At 40.2% G+C, this 18,758-nt stretch carries 15 protein-coding genes; 9 read left to right on the top strand and 6 right to left on the bottom strand.

Annotated features, from left to right (window positions below; translation table 11 throughout):
- Positions 1–58: 58 nt before the first annotated feature.
- The 8 genes from ACFINE_RS05800 (at position 59) to ligA (ending at position 11,102) form a co-directional block, all read left to right on the top strand.
- Complete coding sequence (locus ACFINE_RS05800; RefSeq protein ID WP_375611998.1) at positions 59–979, top strand: D-alanine--D-alanine ligase; 921 nt, start codon at positions 59–61, stop codon at positions 977–979.
- Complete coding sequence (locus ACFINE_RS05795; protein WP_375621366.1) at positions 967–1,878, top strand: cell division protein FtsQ/DivIB; 912 nt, start codon at positions 967–969, stop codon at positions 1,876–1,878. Before ACFINE_RS05800 ends, ACFINE_RS05795 begins: the two co-directional genes overlap by 13 nt.
- Positions 1,875–3,176 (top strand): cell division protein FtsA, encoded by a 1,302-nt coding sequence (gene ftsA / locus ACFINE_RS05790; protein ID WP_375621365.1) that lies wholly within the window; start codon positions 1,875–1,877, stop codon positions 3,174–3,176. Before ACFINE_RS05795 ends, ftsA begins: the two co-directional genes overlap by 4 nt.
- A 63-nt stretch (positions 3,177–3,239) precedes the next feature.
- Complete coding sequence (ftsZ, locus tag ACFINE_RS05785) at positions 3,240–5,012, top strand: cell division protein FtsZ (protein WP_375621364.1); 1,773 nt, start codon at positions 3,240–3,242, stop codon at positions 5,010–5,012.
- Between the two features lie 214 nt (positions 5,013–5,226).
- Positions 5,227–6,111 carry a UDP-3-O-acyl-N-acetylglucosamine deacetylase gene (gene lpxC / locus ACFINE_RS05780; RefSeq protein ID WP_375621363.1) on the top strand — a complete coding sequence of 295 codons (885 nt, stop codon included), beginning with the start codon at positions 5,227–5,229 and terminating at the stop codon, positions 6,109–6,111.
- 158 nt (positions 6,112–6,269) lie between these two features.
- The gene (locus tag ACFINE_RS05775; protein WP_375621362.1) at positions 6,270–7,163 is read left to right on the top strand and encodes an outer membrane protein assembly factor BamD; all 894 of its coding nucleotides are present in this window, start codon (positions 6,270–6,272) and stop codon (positions 7,161–7,163) included.
- A 6-nt stretch (positions 7,164–7,169) separates the two neighbouring features.
- On the top strand, positions 7,170–8,831 hold the full coding sequence (gene recN, locus ACFINE_RS05770) for a DNA repair protein RecN (RefSeq protein WP_375621361.1): 1,662 nt from the start codon (positions 7,170–7,172) through the stop codon (positions 8,829–8,831).
- A 111-nt stretch (positions 8,832–8,942) separates the two neighbouring features.
- The gene (gene ligA, locus ACFINE_RS05765) at positions 8,943–11,102 is read left to right on the top strand and encodes an NAD-dependent DNA ligase LigA (RefSeq protein ID WP_375621360.1); all 2,160 of its coding nucleotides are present in this window, start codon (positions 8,943–8,945) and stop codon (positions 11,100–11,102) included.
- A gap of 595 nt (positions 11,103–11,697) precedes the next feature.
- On the opposite strand, the gene ACFINE_RS05760 is transcribed toward ligA, so the two are convergent.
- Genes ACFINE_RS05760 through ACFINE_RS05750 form a run of 3 tightly spaced genes read right to left on the bottom strand, consistent with a single transcriptional unit; the run spans position 11,698 to position 15,024 of the window.
- Positions 11,698–13,524, bottom strand: a complete 1,827-nt coding sequence (locus tag ACFINE_RS05760; protein WP_375621359.1) for an aminopeptidase P family protein — start codon at positions 13,522–13,524, stop codon at positions 11,698–11,700.
- 22 nt (positions 13,525–13,546) lie between these two features.
- The gene (locus ACFINE_RS05755) at positions 13,547–14,416 is read right to left on the bottom strand and encodes a 50S ribosomal protein L11 methyltransferase (RefSeq protein ID WP_375621358.1); all 870 of its coding nucleotides are present in this window, start codon (positions 14,414–14,416) and stop codon (positions 13,547–13,549) included.
- 26 nt (positions 14,417–14,442) lie between these two features.
- Positions 14,443–15,024 (bottom strand): SCO family protein, encoded by a 582-nt coding sequence (locus tag ACFINE_RS05750; protein WP_375621357.1) that lies wholly within the window; start codon positions 15,022–15,024, stop codon positions 14,443–14,445.
- Positions 15,025–15,160: 136 nt separating this feature from the next.
- Here ACFINE_RS05750 and ACFINE_RS05745 point away from each other — a divergent pair, with 136 nt between their 5' ends.
- Entirely contained in the window at positions 15,161–15,790 is a 630-nt protein-coding gene (locus tag ACFINE_RS05745) for a chloramphenicol acetyltransferase (RefSeq protein ID WP_375621356.1), read from the top strand.
- 56 nt (positions 15,791–15,846) lie between these two features.
- On the opposite strand, the gene ACFINE_RS05740 is transcribed toward ACFINE_RS05745, so the two are convergent.
- From ACFINE_RS05740 to ACFINE_RS05730, 3 genes are all read right to left on the bottom strand, one after another.
- Positions 15,847–18,186 (bottom strand): ATP-dependent helicase, encoded by a 2,340-nt coding sequence (locus ACFINE_RS05740; RefSeq protein ID WP_375621355.1) that lies wholly within the window; start codon positions 18,184–18,186, stop codon positions 15,847–15,849.
- A gap of 120 nt (positions 18,187–18,306) precedes the next feature.
- On the bottom strand, positions 18,307–18,558 hold the full coding sequence (locus tag ACFINE_RS05735) for a ribbon-helix-helix domain-containing protein (RefSeq protein WP_375612010.1): 252 nt from the start codon (positions 18,556–18,558) through the stop codon (positions 18,307–18,309).
- Positions 18,559–18,568: 10 nt separating this feature from the next.
- Entirely contained in the window at positions 18,569–18,751 is a 183-nt protein-coding gene (locus ACFINE_RS05730) for a DUF4169 family protein (RefSeq protein ID WP_375621354.1), read from the bottom strand.
- Between the last annotated feature and the right edge of the window lie 7 nt (positions 18,752–18,758).

Below are 18,758 nucleotides of genomic sequence, written 5' to 3'. Positions count from 1 at the left end.
GTAGTGCTGATGTATTCTATATAGGCTACATATAGTATGCGAAAGAGGGTGATTTATTATGAAAGATAAACATATAGCTGTGTTAATGGGAGGTTTTTCTTCTGAACGGTCTATAAGTTTATCTTCAGGGGCGGCGTGTGCTGATGTTTTAGAGGTGCAGGGGTATCGCGTGAGCCGCGTGGATGTTGATGCTCATATTGCTTCTGTTCTTGAACAGTTGCAGCCCGATATTGCCTTCAATGCATTGCATGGTCCATTTGGTGAAGATGGTCGGATTCAGGGGATTCTTGAATATTTAAAAATTCCTTATACTCATTCTGGCGTGATGGCATCTGCTTTGGCAATGGATAAGGGACGTGCAAAAATTATCGTTGCAAATGTTGGGGTTTGTGTTGCTCCTTCTCGTATCATGAGCCGCTTTGCTTTGGGCCGAACGCATCCCATGGAGCCTCCTTATGTAATTAAACCTGTGTGTGAAGGATCAAGTTTTGGTGTTGTCATTGTTCAAGGAAATGAAGCTGCACCGCCGCATAATATTGGGGGAGCTGAGTGGGGGTATGCCGATGAGGTGATGATTGAAAAATATATTCCTGGTCGTGAATTGACTTGTGCTGTTTTGGGGAATGAAGTGCTGGATGTGTGTGAAATTCTTCCCGATAAACACTTTCCATTCTACGATTATGACTCAAAATATAAAACGGGTGGTTCTCTTCACATTTGTCCTGCACAACTTTCACTAAATATTTACCAAAGTGTGCAAAGAATGTCTTTAGCAGCCCATCAGGCGATAGGGTGTCGAGGTGTTAGCCGTTCTGATTTTCGTTTTGATGAAAAAACGGGAGAATTGGTTTGGCTTGAAATTAATACGCAACCAGGTATGACCTCGACGTCTCTTCTTCCTGATATTGCAAAAGCGAGCGGCCGTACTTACGGCGATATTGTTCAATGGATGGTGGAGGACGCATCATGTATGCGTTGAATGTTAATAAAACAAATGTTCCGATGAAGGTGCTTTCAGTGCCGGCTTTGCCACGTCTTTATCGTCGTTTTCTTCGGTTTATGTTTGAGTTTGTTTTTGTCAATATTCATATTCCACGCCATTTCGGCTCTTTTGCTGTTGTGTGGTTTTTCTTTGTTACGGCTTTTTATGGACTTTCATCAAGTGGTCAGATGGCTGTGATCGTAAATACGATCATATTGGATAGTAGTTTTGTGGTCACTCATGTCGATATAAGCGGTAATAAGCGCTTGGCAAAGCAGGATATTTTTAAAATTTTAAAACTTGATGTTGCGCCTTCTATATTCACTTTTGATGTTGAAAGAGCGCGTTCTCTGTTGGAAAAACAGGCTTGGGTGCAATCGGCTAATGTTCAGAAAATTTATCCCAATAGAATGCGCATTTCCATCGTGGAGCGTGAACCCTATGCCATTTGGCAACATGATGGCATAATGGATATTGTTGATAATACAGGTCGTGTCATTGTGCCTTTTAAAGGAGAAATTGTTCGGGATTTACCTCTTGTGGTTGGGCAGGGTGCACAAAATGCTGCTAAAGTGTTTATTCAAGCGCTGTCAGTCTATCCGGAAGTATATGATCGTATTCGTGCTTTTGTGCGGGTAGGTGATAGACGTTGGGATCTTGTTTTGAATAATGGAATGCGCGTTATGTTGCCTGAAAATGGTGCTCTTGAAAGGCTTTCTTCTCTTTTTTCGTCCGGTATAATGCAAGATCTTTTATCTCGCGATATTCTCAGTGTTGATTTACGTCTTGCTGATCGAATTACTGTTTCTTTATCAGATGAAACGTTGGAGCGTTATCATGCTACTGTAGCAGAAGAAGAACGTATTTTAAAAGCGCGAAAGGCAGGAAGCCTATGATGCTACTCAGATCACATCATTTGAAGGGGCGTAAAACACGTTTTTTAACGGTACTTGATGTCGGTTCAAGTAAGATTGTTTGTCTTATTGCTTGTTTGCGTCCTTTGAAGCATGCGCACTATTTACATGGTCGTACACATTCTACGGAAATTCTAGGCTTTGGAGTGCAGCGTTCACGTGGTATTAAATCTGGTGTTGTCATGGATATGTTTGCAGCAGAACAATCAATAAGATTGGCTGTTGATGCGGCAGAAAAAATGGCGGGTTTGGTGGTGGATTCAGTGATTGTGAATTTTTCCTCAAGTCGATTACAAAGTGCTTTGATTAATGGAAAGGTTCATTTGAATGGTCGTGAAGTCACCAAGCGTGATATGCGTATGGCCTTTTCAGATGTTTCGCGTAAAGCCTTTGATGCTGAACGTCATGTTATGCACTCAGTTCCAGTTTCGTATGTATTGGATGGAGATAAAGGAATTTTTGATCCTATTGGCATGGCAGGGGAAACATTTGGTGTCGACGTGCATGTGGTAACAGCAGAAACAGCCTCTTTGCGTAATTTGGAAACTTGTATTAATCGTGCACATTTGAGTGTTGAAGCAATGGTTGCTACTCCCTTTGCAAGTGGTCTTGCTGTCTTGATGAATGATGAGGCGCGTTTAGGGGCTGCATGTATTGATTTTGGTGGTGGAACAACAACATTTTCAGTGTTTTTTGAGGGGAAATTTATTCATGCAGATGCTTTTGCTGTTGGGGGGCATCATGTCACTCTTGATGTTGCGCGCGGATTTTCTATGTCTTTAACAGAGGCGGAACGTTTAAAAGTTGTTTATGGTTCAGCACTTTTAACAAGTGCTGATGAGCGGCAAATGATTAATGTAGCAGAAATTGGGAGTGAACAGCGTGGAACTCAATATCCTCGCGCGGTTCTTGGGCGTATCATTCGTGCGCGTGTTGAAGAAATTTTAGAAATGGTCCGTGATTGTTTAAATCGTTCTGGTTTTGGTCACATCATTGGTAAACGTGTTATTTTGACTGGGGGAGCAAGCCAGTTAACAGGATTGCCAGAAATGGCACGTACTATATTAGGAAGAAATGTTCGTATCGGGCGGCCTTTAGGTATTTCGAGGCTTCCTTCTCTTGCAAAAGGGGCGGCGTTTACATCTGCTGTTGGGTTGTTAATTTATCCGCAATTGGTGGGTTTTGAAGAAAAAACAATGCAGGCGGCAGGAAATCATTTATCGATGGGCACGCGTGGATATTTTCAGCGTGTTGGTCAGTGGTTGCGTGAGAGTTTTTAGTTAAGTCTAGTTGGATAAATTTCATCGCTTTGGCTTGCGGTGTCTTATGAGAAGGAAAAGAAAATGACGATTAATCTGCATCGGCCAGATATCGCGGAATTGAAGCCACGCATTACCGTTTTTGGTGTTGGAGGTGGTGGCGGGAATGCCGTGAATAATATGATAAATGCTGGTCTTCAGGGAGTTGACTTTGTTGTTGCAAATACGGATGCACAGGCTTTGGCTATGTCAAAGGCTGAACGTGTTATCCAACTTGGGGCAGCTGTGACAGAAGGTTTGGGTGCTGGGGCTTTGCCTGAAGTTGGACAAGCGGCGGCGGAGGAATGTATTGATGAAATTATTGATCATCTTGCAGACTCTCATATGGTTTTCATTACTGCTGGTATGGGGGGAGGAACTGGAACAGGGGCTGCTCCCGTTGTTGCTCGCGCAGCGCGTGAAAAAGGTATTTTGACTGTTGGTGTTGTGACAAAGCCGTTTCAGTTTGAAGGCGCACGTCGTATGAAAACGGCAGAGGCAGGTATTGAAGAATTACAAAAGTCTGTCGATACATTGATTGTTATTCCCAATCAAAATCTTTTCCGTATTGCAAATGATAAGACAACGTTTGCTGATGCTTTTGCTATGGCTGACCAAGTGCTTTATTCTGGTGTTGCTTCCATTACGGATTTGATGATTAAAGAGGGTTTGATTAACCTTGATTTTGCTGATGTTCGTTCTGTTATGCACGAAATGGGTCGAGCCATGATGGGAACGGGTGAGGCATCTGGTGATGGGCGTGCTTTGGCTGCGGCTGAAGCTGCTATTGCAAATCCATTGTTGGATGATACCTCTATGCGTGGGGCGCGTGGTTTATTGATTTCTATTACGGGTGGTCGTGATATGACTCTCTTTGAGGTTGATGAAGCTGCTAATCGTATTCGTGAAGAAGTAGATGCTGATGCGAATGTGATCTTTGGCGCTATTGATGATGAGTCATTGGAAGGTGTTATTCGTGTTTCTGTGGTTGCCACCGGTATTGATCGTGAAGTTAGTGATGTGGTTCAGTCCTCTCATCCTCAGATTCAAAGGCCTGCTTCTTCAATACGCAAGAGCGATCCTGGAACGTCACACAGTTCTTTTCATGTTCAATCATCGCCTCTGCGTTCTGAGTCAATGGTAGAAGTGATCGAATCACTTGAAATAGAGAAGGGTAAATCAACCGGAGAACAGTTCCGTCCCAAAAGTCAAATTTTTGCACAACCTGCAGAAGCAATGACGACACGAAGTGCCACGAATGCTGTTGCGTATGGTTCAAATGCTGTTCAGGAACAGAGATCCAATGTGCCTCGTATGCAAGTAAGCCGTGGTTCTCAACAGGCGATGACGGCTCCTGTGAGTATGGAGGCAACAGCGCATGTTCTTGATGAGATGACAGGGCTTGTGAAGCAAAAAGAAAAGCCAGTGCAACCAAAACAAATGCAACAAATGCAAGCGCGCGCTCCAATGCGTATGCCTGAGTTAAAGGATTTTCCACCTGTTGCTCATGGACAAAGTCAAAGAACATTTGTGACTGATCAAGGTCCTCGTAATCTTTGGCAGCGTTTGAAACAGAGCTTGACACATCGTGAAGAAGCTGAGCCAGAAGCGAGGCTGGAGCCTGCTGTTAGATCGTCTCAGCAGAAAGATTCTCATGTTTACAATAAAAATTCTCAGACGCTTTCTCAAGATGCTTCTGTTTATGTTCCACGTCGTTCTGGTGAGCTGCATCCTCAGGTACCACAAGATCAGCGTACTTTTATAAGTGAAGAAGATCAGTTGGAAATACCAGCATTTTTACGTCGTCAGGCAAATTAATTGATGAAAAATGAGGTAAAGTAAGAAATTTTATTATTTCTTTAATGCTCAGTCAAAAATTATACAGTAAAATATATTACTGTTTTTTGGATAAAATACTTTGTTTTAAAAAGACCGCTTACAATAAGCGGTTTTTTTTTATTATTTACTATGAATATTTTTTATAGTTTTATAAATTTTGTTAAAAGATGTACAAGCAATTTAATAAAATGATATGATGAATTTAGTACCAAAATATCAGTCTACTCTTAAAAAAGCAGTAACATTTAAGGGGATTGGCGTTCATAGTGGCTGTTTATCAGTGGTAAAGGTTTGTCCAGCGGATGTTGGGTGTGGTATTGTTTTTAAGCGTTGTGGATTAGACGGAACAGAGAAAGTATTTCAAGCCCATGCATCGCAAACAGGAAAAACTGAATTATCAACAGTACTTGGAGATGGAGATGTAAGGGTTGAAACAATTGAACATTTGATGGCGGCAATTGCTGCTTATAATTTGGATAATCTTGTTATTGAAGTATCACATAATGAGATTCCTATTTTGGATGGTTCAGCGTGGCTATATTGCCAAGCTTTTGAAGATGTTGGTATTGTAAAGCAAAATGCGTTGCGTTCTTATTTCATTATAAAAAAGCCGGTGCGGGTTGAAGGAGCTCATGGTGTTGCAGAGCTTTTGCCATTCGATGGACGTCGTTTTGATATAACGATCTCTTTTCCTTCTTCTGCTATTGGTAAGCAACATTTCAGTTTTGATCTTACCACTCGAGGGTTTAGGGATGATTTGTCACGTGCGCGCACTTTTGGTTTTATCAAAGACGTGGAAGAATTAAGGCTTTCTGGAAAGGCGAGAGGCGCTTCTTTGGAAAATTCTCTTGTTATCGACCTTAATGATAAAATTTTAAATCCCGATGGTCCTTATTGGGAGAATGAATGTGTTCGGCACAAGATGCTTGATGCGATTGGTGATGCTGCTTTGCTTGGGGCACCTTTTATTGGATTATTTCGTTCTTATTGTAGTGGGCATAGAATTAATGCGCAATTGGTGAAGGCTGTTTTGGCAGACGAATCATATTATGAAAAAAGCTTTTTAGAGAAAAAGTAAAAAAATTGGCAAGATTTTTTTATCGTTTATTTGATTTTTAAGGGGATGATTGACCTAAACTGCTAAATTGGTTATGTGGATTTTAAAGTGATATGGTATAAAACCTTTGATAAATTGTTTTTGCTACAAGGTGATATTCTGTGGAGGCCGGAAAAACTATGAAAAAATCTCATGTGTGCATTGGAAATATGACATATAGAAAATCTAACATTGTACGCAAGATATTGGGGGTGGTGCTTTTGGGAAGCACCTGTATGTTAGCGGGATGCCTCTTTAAAGAGAAAAATACCCTTGATCCATCTGCTTATGTTTTGAAAATAGAGCCACCAGATGTTTTATATAATCAGGCGCTTGCTAGCCTTGAAAGTGGGCGGCTTGGGGATGCATCGAAGAAGTTTTTGAAGATTGAAAAACAGTACGCTTATACAGACTGGGGACGTAAATCTTTGGTCATGGGTGCTTTTACTAATTATCGACTCGGAAAGTATGATGATTCAATTAGTATGGCTCAACGCTATATTACTCTTTATCCAGGGTCGACTGATTCGGCTTATGCATACTATATTATTGGTCTTTCTTCTTTCCGTCGGATTCCTGATGTTACGCGTGATCAACGTGACACGAAACGTGCTATTGCTGCTATGCAGCTTCTTATAGAGCGTTATCCTAATTCTGAGTATGTCAAGGATGCTAAGGATAAAATCCGTTTTGGTCGCGAACAACTGGCTGGTAAAGAAATGCAGATTGGCCGTTATTATGAAGAGGGGCGGCGCTATCTTGCGGCAAGTAGACGGTTTCGTACCGTGGTTGAAGAGTATTCTGATACAAATCAAATTGAAGAAGCACTTTTCCGCTTGACTGAGGTTAATCTTGCTCTCGGCTTAACGTCGGAAGCACAGACGGCAGCAGCTATTTTAGGACGTAATTATCCCAAAAGTGAGTGGTATAAATTTTCTTATAATCTCTTGCAGAAGAATAAAATATCACCACGTGAGCATAAATCTTCTTGGATCTCAAATGCTTTAGGTGGTGACAAGAAGAGGGTACGTTGATTCTCTATGTTGGTGCAGCTTTCGATTCATAATATTGTTTTGATCGAAACGCTCGATATTCATTTTACAGCGGGGTTGACGGTTTTAACTGGAGAAACGGGTGCGGGGAAGTCTATTCTCCTTGATGCTTTATCACTTGCTCTAGGGGGGCGGGGTGATGCTTCGCTTGTGCGTCATGGGGCTGACCGCGGGCAGGTCACAGCTGTTTTTGATGTGTCTGTTTCACATCCTGCACGTCAACTTATTCGTGAGAATGGTCTTGATGATGAGGGTGATATTATTTTACGACGTGTGCAATCAAGTGATGGACGTAGCCGTGTTTTTATCAATGATCAGGCGTCTAGTGTTGCATTGATGCGGAGTGTTGGCCGTTTGCTGGTTGAAATCCATGGACAACATGATGATCGTGCGCTTGTTGATGTTGCTACACATCGCCAATTATTAGATGCCTTTGGTGGTCTTGAAAATGAAGTGGAAAATTTGCGTCAGTGTTATCACACATGGCGTGAATTTGAGGAGCGTTTGCAACGGCAGCGTCTTAAAGTAGAGAGTGCTGTACGGGAGGTTGATTATCTTCGTGCGTGTGTAGAAGAGCTTGAAAAGCTTGATTTTAAAGTTGGTGAAGAGGAAGCTCTTTCTCTTCGTCGTGCTGATATGCTTAAATTAGAAAAAATAGCGACAGATATTAAAGAAGCGGATGATCTTTTAACGGGTCAAAAATCACCAATCCCAGTGCTTTCTAATTTGGTGAGGCGTTTGGAGCGGAAAATTCCTGAGGCGCAAGAACTTATTGCACCAGTGGTGAAATCTATTGATGAGGCATTGCATGCACTTGCAACAGCACAAGAAGGTATTGAGACGGCAATACGAGCATTAGATTTTGAACCTGATGAATTGGAACGGATAGAAGAGCGTCTTTTTTCTCTTCGGGGTTTTGCTCGTAAATATCAAGTTTCTGCGGATGAATTGATTCAGTTACGCGATAAAATGGACGCAGAACTCGCTGATTTTGAAGAGGCTCAGACTATATTGACATGTTTTGAAGATGAGGCAGAGCAGGCAAAGAAAAATTATGATACATTGGCGCAAGCCTTAACAATAAAGCGTCGGGAGACAGCAAAGCATTTATCTGAAAGTGTTATGGCTGAGTTGCCGGCATTGAAATTAGAGAGGGCTGAATTTATTGTTGAAATGCAAAGTGATATGGAAAAGCGGAGTGCAGAGGGATGTGATCGTATTGAATATTGGGTGCGAACAAATCCTGGAACACGTGCTGGGCCGATGCTTAGTGTGGCTTCTGGCGGTGAATTATCTCGTTTTTTGCTGGCATTAAAAGTTGTTTTATCTGATCGAGGATCAGCACCGACGCTGATTTTTGATGAAATTGATACAGGCGTTGGGGGGGCTGTTGCAGCGGCTATTGGGCATCGGTTGCAACGCTTATCAGAACATGTCCAAGTTTTTGCTATTACGCATGCTCCACAGGTTGCATCGAAAGCGCATGGTCATTTTCTTATTTCAAAAATTGAGAGTCATGATAAAGGACGCTTTGTTACTGCGATTCATAAAATGAAAGAACATGAGCGTGCAGAAGAAATTGCCCGTATGTTGGCTGGAGAACAGATTACTGAAGAAGCGCGTGCAGCGGCTCAAAAGCTTCTAGCATAAAGGTAATTAGTCAGCGATAAAAATACTAGAAAGCTTATATTTATTGAGATTCACTTGATGAGGAGGCGTGGGAGGCCCTTGTGGCAGCGCTTGTAATGTGGAATAGATTTTATGAACAAAGATGCATATAAAAATCTCACAGCTGTTGAAGCAGAACGTGAATTAGAGTGGTTGGCAAAAGAGATTGCACGTCATGATGTGCTTTATAATCGTGATGATCAGCCTGAAATTTCTGATGCAGAATATGATGCTTTACGTCGTCGTAATGCAGAAATTGAAGCTCTTTTTCCAGAGCTTATACGTATTGATTCTCCTTCACATAAAATTGGAGCACCAATTTCTGAAAAATTTGAAAAATCTGTTCATGCACAGCCTATGCTTTCACTTGATAATGCGTTTAGCTCTGAAGATGTTACTGAATTTGTTGAGCGTATTCGTCGTTTTTTACGGCTTCCAGAAACACAAGTGTTGGAAATAACAGCGGAGCCAAAAATTGATGGTTTATCTTTGTCTTTACGCTACGAAAAGGGGCGGCTTGTGCGTGCGGCAACGCGTGGGGATGGAACTGTCGGTGAAAATGTGACGGCAAATGCCCGAACAATTGCTGATATCCCACAAGTTTTGCAAGGTGATTTTCCTGATATCATTGAGGTGCGTGGTGAAGTTTATATGGGGCGGGAAGATTTCCAAGCGCTGAATATCAGCCAACAAGAGAAGGGCAAGTTAACCTTTGCCAATCCTCGAAATGCGGCGGCTGGTTCACTCCGTCAGCTTGATTCACGGATAACCGCTAGCAGAAAACTTCAATTTTTTGCTTATGCTTGTGGTGAGGTGAGTGAAATATTGGCAGAAAGTCAAATGGAGATGATGAAAAAGCTAAAAGAATATGGCTTTTTTATCAATCCATTAACAAAAGTCTTTAAGACAGTAAAAGAAATTATTTCGTATTATCACGATATCGAAGAATGCCGTCATTCTTTAAGCTATGATATTGATGGTATTGTTTATAAGGTTAATGATTTGATGCTCCAAAAGCGTTTGGGGTTTGTTTCTCGTTCGCCGCGTTGGGCTATCGCCCATAAATTTCCAGCAGAAAAAGCGATAGCGCTTTTGGAAGATATTGACATTCAAGTTGGTCGCACGGGAGCTTTGACACCTGTTGCACGTCTTACGCCTATTACTGTTGGTGGAGTGGTGGTGACCAATGCTAGTTTGCATAATGAGGATTATATTAAGGGAATTGGTCATAAAGGAGAGCCCATTCGTGAAGGACGTGATATCCGTGTAGGTGATAGCGTGATTGTACAACGTGCTGGTGATGTGATCCCTCAAGTTATTGATGTTATCATTGAAAAACGCCCGAAAGATGCTGCTGTTTTTATTTTTCCTCATTTGTGTCCAGCTTGTGGGAGTCATGCTGTTCGTGAAGTGGGAGAAGCCGTGCGTCGCTGTACAGGGGGGCTTATTTGTCCTGCACAAGCAATTGAACGTATTCGTCATTTTGTTTCACGCAATGCTTTTGATATTGAAGGCTTGGGTAAAAAACAGGTAGAGTTTTTTTTCCATGTTCAAGATGAGGCGCTTTGTATTCATACACCAGCCGATATTTTTACTTTACAACGGCGCCAAGAAAAGTCTTTGATACGTTTGGAAAATATGGAAGGTTTTGGTACTGTTTCAGTGCGGAAATTGTATGATGCCATTAATGCGCGCCGAGAAATTCCTTTGAGCCGTTTTTTGTTTGCATTGGGGATTCGTCATGTTGGCGAAGTGAATGCACGCCGCCTTGCACGTGCTTATAAAAATTATACAGCTTTTGAGACTGCGGCTATGGAAGCATTTATGCCATGTGATAAGGAAAATGAAGAAGGAAATGAGGCTTGGATAGAGCTTACCAATATCGAAGGAATTGGACCACAGGTAGGGAGCGCAATTGTTGATTTTTATCAAGAAGAGCATAACCGTGAGATTTTATCTGTTTTGCTTGAAGAAGTAACTCCTCTTGATGAGGAGCCTATCATAGCAGATTCTTCACCAATAGCGGAGAAGATCATTGTTTTTACAGGAACTTTGGCGCATATGTCACGTGATGAAGCAAAAGCATTGGCAGAGCGATTGGGGGCTAAAACATCTGGTTCACTTTCTAAAAAAACAGATCTTCTTGTTGCAGGACCTGGAGCGGGCTCCAAATTGGCTAAAGCTGAGGAATTAGGTGTTGAGGTTATCGATGAAGAGGCTTGGCTACAGCTGATTGAGAAACATAATGTTTAGAGGATGTTTTCTAGAAGATCGTATGCTGTTTGTATGATTATCTCTCTTACATTTTTTGGGGGATGAAATCAAAAAGAGGGATAATAGTGGCTGTTTTTTGCAAAAACAGAGCGCCATATATTTTAATATTTATTACGTTATTTAAAATAATTAACGTTGAGCTTAAATATTAAACTTAAACTATTATGATGAAGAATATACAAGGTTATTATTAGTAAAATTTATAAACTATCATTGTGAAGCAAGGTAAAAATTGTAAATAAATATGTATAATTTAATCCAAAATGCCGTAATAAACCAATTATAATGACGTAATAGAAATATAATGCGGAAAATTACAAAATATAACGAAAGTTTCCATATAAAGGAAATAGGGATATAATAATGTCTAGATGGAGATCGCCAAGATAAGTATTACCACGTATAGGTGTATCTCATCTTGCTTCACCTAGGTTAGCGTTTACCATACCAGCAAAAAACTTGAAGTATCTTGTAGAAATATTTTTCATATTTCCTGACGCAGATAAATATTTTTCCCTTAAAAAGAGAAAATCCTGTGTTTTGTAGAAAGAGTAAAAGTTATAGGTTGCTTCATTTAAAGGGGCATTGTTGCTTCTTTTGCCCATTTTTTATCTTCTTCATTTAAGTAAGGTGCATTCATCTGATAAACGCGCGCATGGTAATCATTGAGCCATTGTCGTTCTTCTTGTGTCAAAAGCTCTGGAAGGATTAACCGTCGATCAATGGGGCAATGTGTGAGTGTTTCGAACGAGAGCATTTCTATATCTCCGCCATCAATTTTTTGTGCTGGTTTCACAATCATCAAATTTTCAAGACGGATACCAAAAGCGCCTTCGCGGTAATAGCCTGGCTCGTTTGAAAGAATCATACCGGAGATGAGTTCTTGGCACCCTTTGCGAGAAATATTTTGCGGTCCTTCATGGACAGAAAGATAAGATCCAACACCATGACCGGTGCCATGGGCATAATCAAAACCAGCTTTCCACAATGCAATGCGTGCAAGAGCATCAAGGTCTTGCCCTCGTGTGCCTTTTGGAAATCTGATAGTTGAAAGAGCAATCATGCCTTTGAGGACAAGCGTAAAACAGCGTTTTTCTTCTTCTCCAATATTCCCAATTGCTACGGTGCGTGTGACATCAGTCGTGCCATCACGATATTGTCCACCTGAATCAACGAGGTAAAGTTCACCGGCTTTGAGTTGTTTATTTGTTTGCGTTGTTACACGATAATGAATAATGGCACCATTTTCTCCTGCTGCTGAAATTGTATCAAAAGAAAGATCTTTAAGTTTTTCTCCCATTTCTTTTGCTGTATTTATGCGAAATTCTTCTAATTTTTGAGCAGCAGAAATTTCACTTATTGACCCTGGTATTTGTTTATCTAACCAAGAAAAAAAACGGGTTAGGGCAACACCATCGCGTAGATGCGCTTTGCGTGCGCCATTGAGTTCTGTGTCATTTTTAATGGCACGTGGTAGAGCAGCAGGATCGGTAAGTGTGATAAAAAAGCTATTTTTTTCTTCAATAACAGTTCGTAATTTTTCGCATGTTAGCTGTGGATCTAAGGCAAACACTGTCCCTTTTTGAACATACTCTTTGATCTTGGGAATAAGCTGTTCTGGTTCATATAATTTTGCATAACGTTCTAGATATTGTTTCTGTTCTACACCAAGTTTTTTGCTGTCAATGAATAAAGCTGGTGTTTCGTTAAGTGGAATGAGAGCAAAACAAAGGGAAAAAGGCGTGTTGGAAACATCATTGCCCCGTATATTGAATGTCCATGCAATGGAAGAGGGGTCTGTAAAAATAAAAGCATTTGCATGAGTTTGCTGTATATCTTTGTAAATCAAAGCGAGTTTTTCATCTGTATCGCACCCAGCATATTTGAGAGGGTGAATTGATAAGGCAGATTGTGGTAATTTTGGTTGATTATGCCAGAGCAAATCAATGGGATTATGTTGAACTTCTACAAGTTTTCCACCTGCTTTCATTTCTAATGCATTTCTCAATGCATTGGTGGCAGCAATCGTGTGGAGCCATGGATCAAAGCCAATAGAAAGTTTTTGACCATTTTTTTCAAGCCATTGTGAGGGAGGACAAGTTATGAGATCTTCATAATTAAAAATATCAGGATCAGTTTGTTGGCGAATTTGGAGCTTATATCGCCCATCTGTAAATATGATGGCTTTGTTTTTTAAAATCAGTGCAATCCCAGCTGATCCAGTAAAGCCGGTTAACCAGCTAAGGCGTTGAGCATGAGGAGGGACGTACTCTCCTTGATGCTCATCACACCGCGGAACAAGAAAACCATCGAGTCCAAGGTGATCGAGTTCTTTACGAAGGCAAGAAATGCGTTCTGCTGCATAAGCAGGATTTGTTGTCGCCTCAAAAGATTGATACATAACGACGTCCTTTTCTTTTATTTTATTTCAGATGTATCGTAACCCATCCTTGCCGGTGGTATGTTTCGATATGCTTCATTCCTTGTTTTATATAAGTCTCCAAAACATGGGCATGTTGTTCTTCAAGAATTCCAGAGAGTATAAGTGATCCCCCTTTTTGAAGTGCCTTTACCACTTCTTGCGCAAGTTCAATAAGCGGATTAGCAAGGATATTGGCAACGATGAGATCAAAAGGGGTTCGTGATGCAATTGCATCATGGGCAAAATCTGTTGCTGTAATAGCTGTAATATATTCCTTGACACCATTGAATTCGATATTGTGTTGTGCAACTTGAACAGCAATTGGGTCAATATCGGATGCAAGCACAGTAATTGGTTTGAGCATTGCTATACCAATGGCTAGTACACCGCTCCCAGTACCAAGATCAAGGGCATTTTTTGGATTTTCGTGTTTCATGACTTTGGCAATCATTTCTAAACAACCGGCTGTTGTTCCATGATGTCCGGTGCCAAAAGCTTGATTAGCTTCAATTTCAATAGGGAGAACATTTGCTGGAATGGCGTTTCGGTTGTGACTTCCATGAAGGAAAAAAGGACCAGCTTGCACAGGTTTTAGTCCTTCTAGGCTTTTTTGTACCCAATCAATGTTGGGTAAAACTTCCATATTAATTTTATCAAAATCTATAGAGAGAACGCTTGCAAAATGTTTTAATGCGTTCTCTTGATTGTCTTGATCGACATATAGAGAAAGCTCATATACAGCATTTTGTTCATCTATCTCTGTAAGAGCAAGAGGATAACCTTCTTCGTCAAAGGCTGTTTCTATAAGGGTATAGAACCGTTCTGCTTCATTTTTAGAAGCAGTATAATAGAGGCGAATTTGTTGCGACATGCTGTTCTTTCTTTTGATCGGTTTTTTTAGTTTAAGACGAGTTTTTTTAACCGTTCAATGGCGATTTCATCTTTTAATTCGCTATCGCTTTCTTTCGTGTCATAACGGATAACGCCAGCTAATTTTCCACCTTTTTTAAGTAAAAAAATTGCTGCTGTATGGTTATATGTATAGTTTCCATCTGTTTCAGGAACTTTTTCAGCAACGATGTTGAAAGAATTGACCATTTTATGAACCTTATCAGGATCTCCACTAATGCCAACAATTTTATTGTTAAAATTACTGAGATAATCATGGAGTACTTTTGGTGTGTCACGTTCAGGATCAACAGTCACAAACCATATACCTAATTTATCAGCTTCAGGCCCAAGGGCTGTAAGCCATCGATCAAGATTCATCAGTGTGGTAGGGCAGCTTTCAGGACACATAGTGAAGCCGAAAAAAATTATTGAAGGCTTGCTTCGAACATCAGCCTCAGTAATATTTTTTCCATTAGAATCAGTGAGAGTAAAGTTATCACCTAAAGGCTTATTTGTCAGCGTATCATAAATAAAAACACCTGCAAGAAATATGATTGTCAGCCCCAAGATGCGTATTACATTTTTCATAGTTTGACTCTCTTAGATAGATCGAGAAATTGTAACATCGGCAGGTTTGTTTTGCAATGTTTGTTTCATGGTTGATTTTATTGTCTTGATTGGTATGTCTTTCCATATCTATTGATAAAACATTGGTGAAAGATGTATGAATATTGAGAAAGATCTTCGATTTCATGAAAGTGAACCTCGTATCCATACGACAGCGCGGCTGCATGGTTGTAAATTAGGGCGCTATGTGGAAATTAATGAGCGGGTGATTTTACGGGATGTAACCGTTGGAGATTTTTCTTATTTAGAGCGTAATAGTGAGGCTATTTATAGCGATATTGGGCGTTTTTGTTCTATTGCATCTCATGTACGGATGAATGCGTTGGAGCATCCTATGGAGCGCGTTTCAACGCATAAAATAACCTATCGTCCAAACGAATATTTTCGTTATATGGCATTAGATAGTGGTTTTCGTGAAAGGCGTTGTGCAAAACGTGTTATTATTGGGCATGATGTGTGGATTGGACATGGTGCGGTTATTATGCCTAGAGTGACAATTGGTCATGGCGCTATCATTGGCGCGAACGCTGTTATAACGAAAGATGTTATGCCTTATACGATTGTCGTTGGGGTGCCTGCTAAGCGATTGCGGATGCGTTTTCCCAATCATGTGATAGAATACCTTTTAGATATGGCTTGGTGGGATTGGCCACTTGATAAAATTCACGACGCATTGCCTGATATGCAAAATCTGCCCATTGAAGCCTTTGTTCGTAAATGGAAATGATAGTCAGAATAAAACAAAATGATCTCTTGGAAAAACGGATCATGGTTTGCTTGTAATTAAGCTTTGTTTACAAAATTGTCTAGTACACGCTTTTCTCCGGCTTTTTCGAACATTATTGTCAATTTATGATCGTCTATTGCTGTAATATGACCATAACCAAATTTTATGTGAAAAATCCGATCATTGACAGAAAAATCTGATGGTACATGAGAGATTGATTGCGTGATAATTTTTCCTTCAATATTCTTGTTTTTTTGTGCACGCTTTTGTCTTGGTGTTGCATAGTCATTATAAAAAGAATCGTGATATTGAAAAGAAGATTTTCCATAACCACCATAGGATGTTTCCATTTCTACAACTTCTATATGTTCTGCTGGTAATTCATCTAGAAAACGGGAGGGAAGAGCAGGTTGCCAAAGTCCATGAATTCTTCGATTCGATACAAACCATATATGCAAATGTTTTTTTGCTCTTGTTAGACCTACGTAAGCAAGACGCCGTTCTTCTTCTAATCCTGAACGTCCACCTTCATCTAATGAGCGCTGGTGGGGAAAGAGTCCTTCTTCCCAACCTGGAAGAAAAACTGTTTCAAATTCAAGTCCTTTGGCTGAATGAAGTGTCATGATGTTGACTGCATCCATATTTTCATTATTTTCCGTTTCCATAACGAGTGCAACATGTTCCAAAAAACTTTGAAGATTTTCAAATTGTTCCATGGAACGAATCATTTCTTTAAGATTTTCTAGTCTTGTAGGAGCCTCTGGTGAGCGATCTTCTAACCACATGGTTGTATAACCAGAATCATCAAGGACGATCTCGGCAAGTTCTCTATGAGGAGTGTCTTGAAGCATATTTTGCCAGCGGCGGAAGTTTTCAATGAGGCTTCGTAACGCACTGCGTGCCTTAGGCTTTAATTCATCTGTTTCAATGATGTCAGCGGCAGCAGAAAAGAGAGGAACAGCACGTGCACGTGCACTCTCATAAAGAATGCGCAGGGTTGCATCTCCTATGCCGCGTTTGGGTGTATTAATAACACGCTCAAAAGCTAAATCATCAGTGGGTTGGACAACAACGCGTAAATAAGCCATGGCATCACGTATTTCCATTCGCTCATAAAAACGAGGACCACCAATGACGCGATAATTAAGGCCAAGCGTTACAAAGCGATCTTCAAATTCACGCATTTGAAATGATGCGCGTACCAATATAGCCATATGATTTAATGCATGACCGGTTTGTTGTGCACGTTCGATTTCTTCTCCGATTGCTCGTGCTTCTTCTGCCGAATCCCATGCTGAATGAATTTTTACCTTTTCTTCCTCACTCTTTACTTGAGCAGAAAAAAGGACTTTTCCCAGTCTTTCTTCATTATGAGCAATGAGATGGGAGGCGGTTTTAAGAATATGAGATGTTGAGCGATAATTGCGTTCTAGACGAATAATTTTAGCAGAAGGAAAATCTTTTTCAAAACGTAATATGTTTTCGACTTTTGCACCACGCCATCCATAAATGGATTGATCATCATCGCCAACACAACAAAGATTAACATGTTGACCTTGAGGATGTTGGGCCAAAAGCCGAAGCCAAAGATATTGTGCTGTATTTGTATCTTGATATTCATCGACAAGAATATAACGAAATTGAGAATGATATTCGCGAAGAATATCTGGATTATGTTGGAAGATAGAGATAGAATGAAGTAGAAGGTCACCAAAATCACAAGCATTAAGATCTTTTAATCGATTTTGATAACTGTGATAAAGTTCACGTCCCATGCCGTTACCAAAGGAATGAGCATCACTTTTTGAGATATGTGTTGGTGAAAGTCCTTGATTTTTCCAAGAATCAATCATCATGGCAAGGTTTCGTGCGGGCCAACGCTTATCGTCTAATCCTTCAGCTTGAATAAGTTGTTTTAAAAGTCGAAGAACATCATCGCTATCGAGAATTGTAAAGTTTCTTTTTAAATCAACAAGCTCTGCGTGACGGCGTAAAATTTTAGCTCCAGTGGAATGAAAGGTTCCAAGCCAAGGCATACCTTCAACAACTTCTCCAATAAGTTCACCAATACGTATTTTCATTTCACGGGCTGCTTTGTTGGTGAAAGTGACAGCAAGTATTTGCTGAGGAGAGGCAAGTCCAGAGCGTAAAATGTGAGAAATACGGGTTGTTAAAACGCGTGTTTTTCCTGTACCAGCACCTGCAAGAACTAAAAGAGGTCCCTCAGTACTCATAACAGCTTGTTGCTGTTCTGGATTGAGTTGTTCTAAATAGTCTGTGTTATATGATTTTTGTTCTTTTAGAGTATGGGAGAAAAAACCAGAGCTCTTCTTATCATGGTCTGGAGGGGAATCTTCTTCAAAGAAAGGTATGGTGTGATCAGAAAAATTACTCATTATATCTCTTTTGTAGTCTTTTTTTTATTGAAGTTCTAGATTAAAAAAACTTCTCTTAAAAAGTCACAACAGTTTCAGTTGAACAGACAGAAAGAGAACGTAAAAAAATAAGCACAACCATTAAAGGCTTTGGGTGAGAACGCTTTGAAGGGCATAAACGCGTAACGAAGCCGAAAGATTTACTTGTTGTGGTCTTTTGCTATCAATATCGGTAATAATAAAGGCTAAAGATTGTCCTTTTTTGCGGGCTATATCTTTTAGAATATCTAAAAATGGTGGTTCTAAAGAGACGCTTGTTGCGTGTCCATCAACGCGAACAGATATCTTTCGTGGAATGACTTTTGACCAATCGATAGAATTATTTTCGTGCATTTTTCCACCTTTATTCGTCGTTTCGCAAACGATTTTGATCAAGAAATTTTTGCATTTTTAAAGATTTTTGCCGCTCAAAATTTTTTTCAGTTTTTGTTCGTCCAAAACGATAACGATTTTGCTCAGCACAAAGAGATTTTTCTGTACGTTTTTTTTGTTTTCGAAATTGGCGAAGATTAATCAATTCAGTCATGAGAAAA

This window comes from Bartonella sp. AA97HXZ (assembly GCF_042196985.1).
Classification (GTDB): domain Bacteria; phylum Pseudomonadota; class Alphaproteobacteria; order Rhizobiales; family Rhizobiaceae; genus Bartonella.
This window is presented reverse-complemented; position numbering and strand designations above follow the sequence as displayed.

Excerpts from the sequence above, each read along its gene's own strand:
- lpxC (WP_375621363.1), top strand. The coding sequence starts at position 5,227 with ATGATGAATTTAGTACCAAAATATCAGTCTACTCTTAAAAAAGCAGTA.
- ftsA (WP_375621365.1), top strand. The coding sequence starts at position 1,875 with ATGATGCTACTCAGATCACATCATTTGAAGGGGCGTAAAACACGTTTT.
- ACFINE_RS05775 (WP_375621362.1), top strand. The coding sequence starts at position 6,270 with ATGAAAAAATCTCATGTGTGCATTGGAAATATGACATATAGAAAATCT.
- ftsZ (WP_375621364.1), top strand. The coding sequence starts at position 3,240 with ATGACGATTAATCTGCATCGGCCAGATATCGCGGAATTGAAGCCACGC.
- ACFINE_RS05795 (WP_375621366.1), top strand. The coding sequence starts at position 967 with ATGTATGCGTTGAATGTTAATAAAACAAATGTTCCGATGAAGGTGCTT.
- ACFINE_RS05755 (WP_375621358.1), bottom strand. The coding sequence starts at position 14,416 with ATGTCGCAACAAATTCGCCTCTATTATACTGCTTCTAAAAATGAAGCA.
- ACFINE_RS05800 (WP_375611998.1), top strand. The coding sequence starts at position 59 with ATGAAAGATAAACATATAGCTGTGTTAATGGGAGGTTTTTCTTCTGAA.
- ACFINE_RS05760 (WP_375621359.1), bottom strand. The coding sequence starts at position 13,524 with ATGTATCAATCTTTTGAGGCGACAACAAATCCTGCTTATGCAGCAGAA.
- ACFINE_RS05745 (WP_375621356.1), top strand. The coding sequence starts at position 15,161 with ATGAATATTGAGAAAGATCTTCGATTTCATGAAAGTGAACCTCGTATC.
- ACFINE_RS05730 (WP_375621354.1), bottom strand. The coding sequence starts at position 18,751 with ATGACTGAATTGATTAATCTTCGCCAATTTCGAAAACAAAAAAAACGT.
- ACFINE_RS05735 (WP_375612010.1), bottom strand. The coding sequence starts at position 18,558 with ATGCACGAAAATAATTCTATCGATTGGTCAAAAGTCATTCCACGAAAG.
- recN (WP_375621361.1), top strand. The coding sequence starts at position 7,170 with ATGTTGGTGCAGCTTTCGATTCATAATATTGTTTTGATCGAAACGCTC.
- ACFINE_RS05740 (WP_375621355.1), bottom strand. The coding sequence starts at position 18,186 with ATGAGTAATTTTTCTGATCACACCATACCTTTCTTTGAAGAAGATTCC.
- ligA (WP_375621360.1), top strand. The coding sequence starts at position 8,943 with ATGAACAAAGATGCATATAAAAATCTCACAGCTGTTGAAGCAGAACGT.
- ACFINE_RS05750 (WP_375621357.1), bottom strand. The coding sequence starts at position 15,024 with ATGAAAAATGTAATACGCATCTTGGGGCTGACAATCATATTTCTTGCA.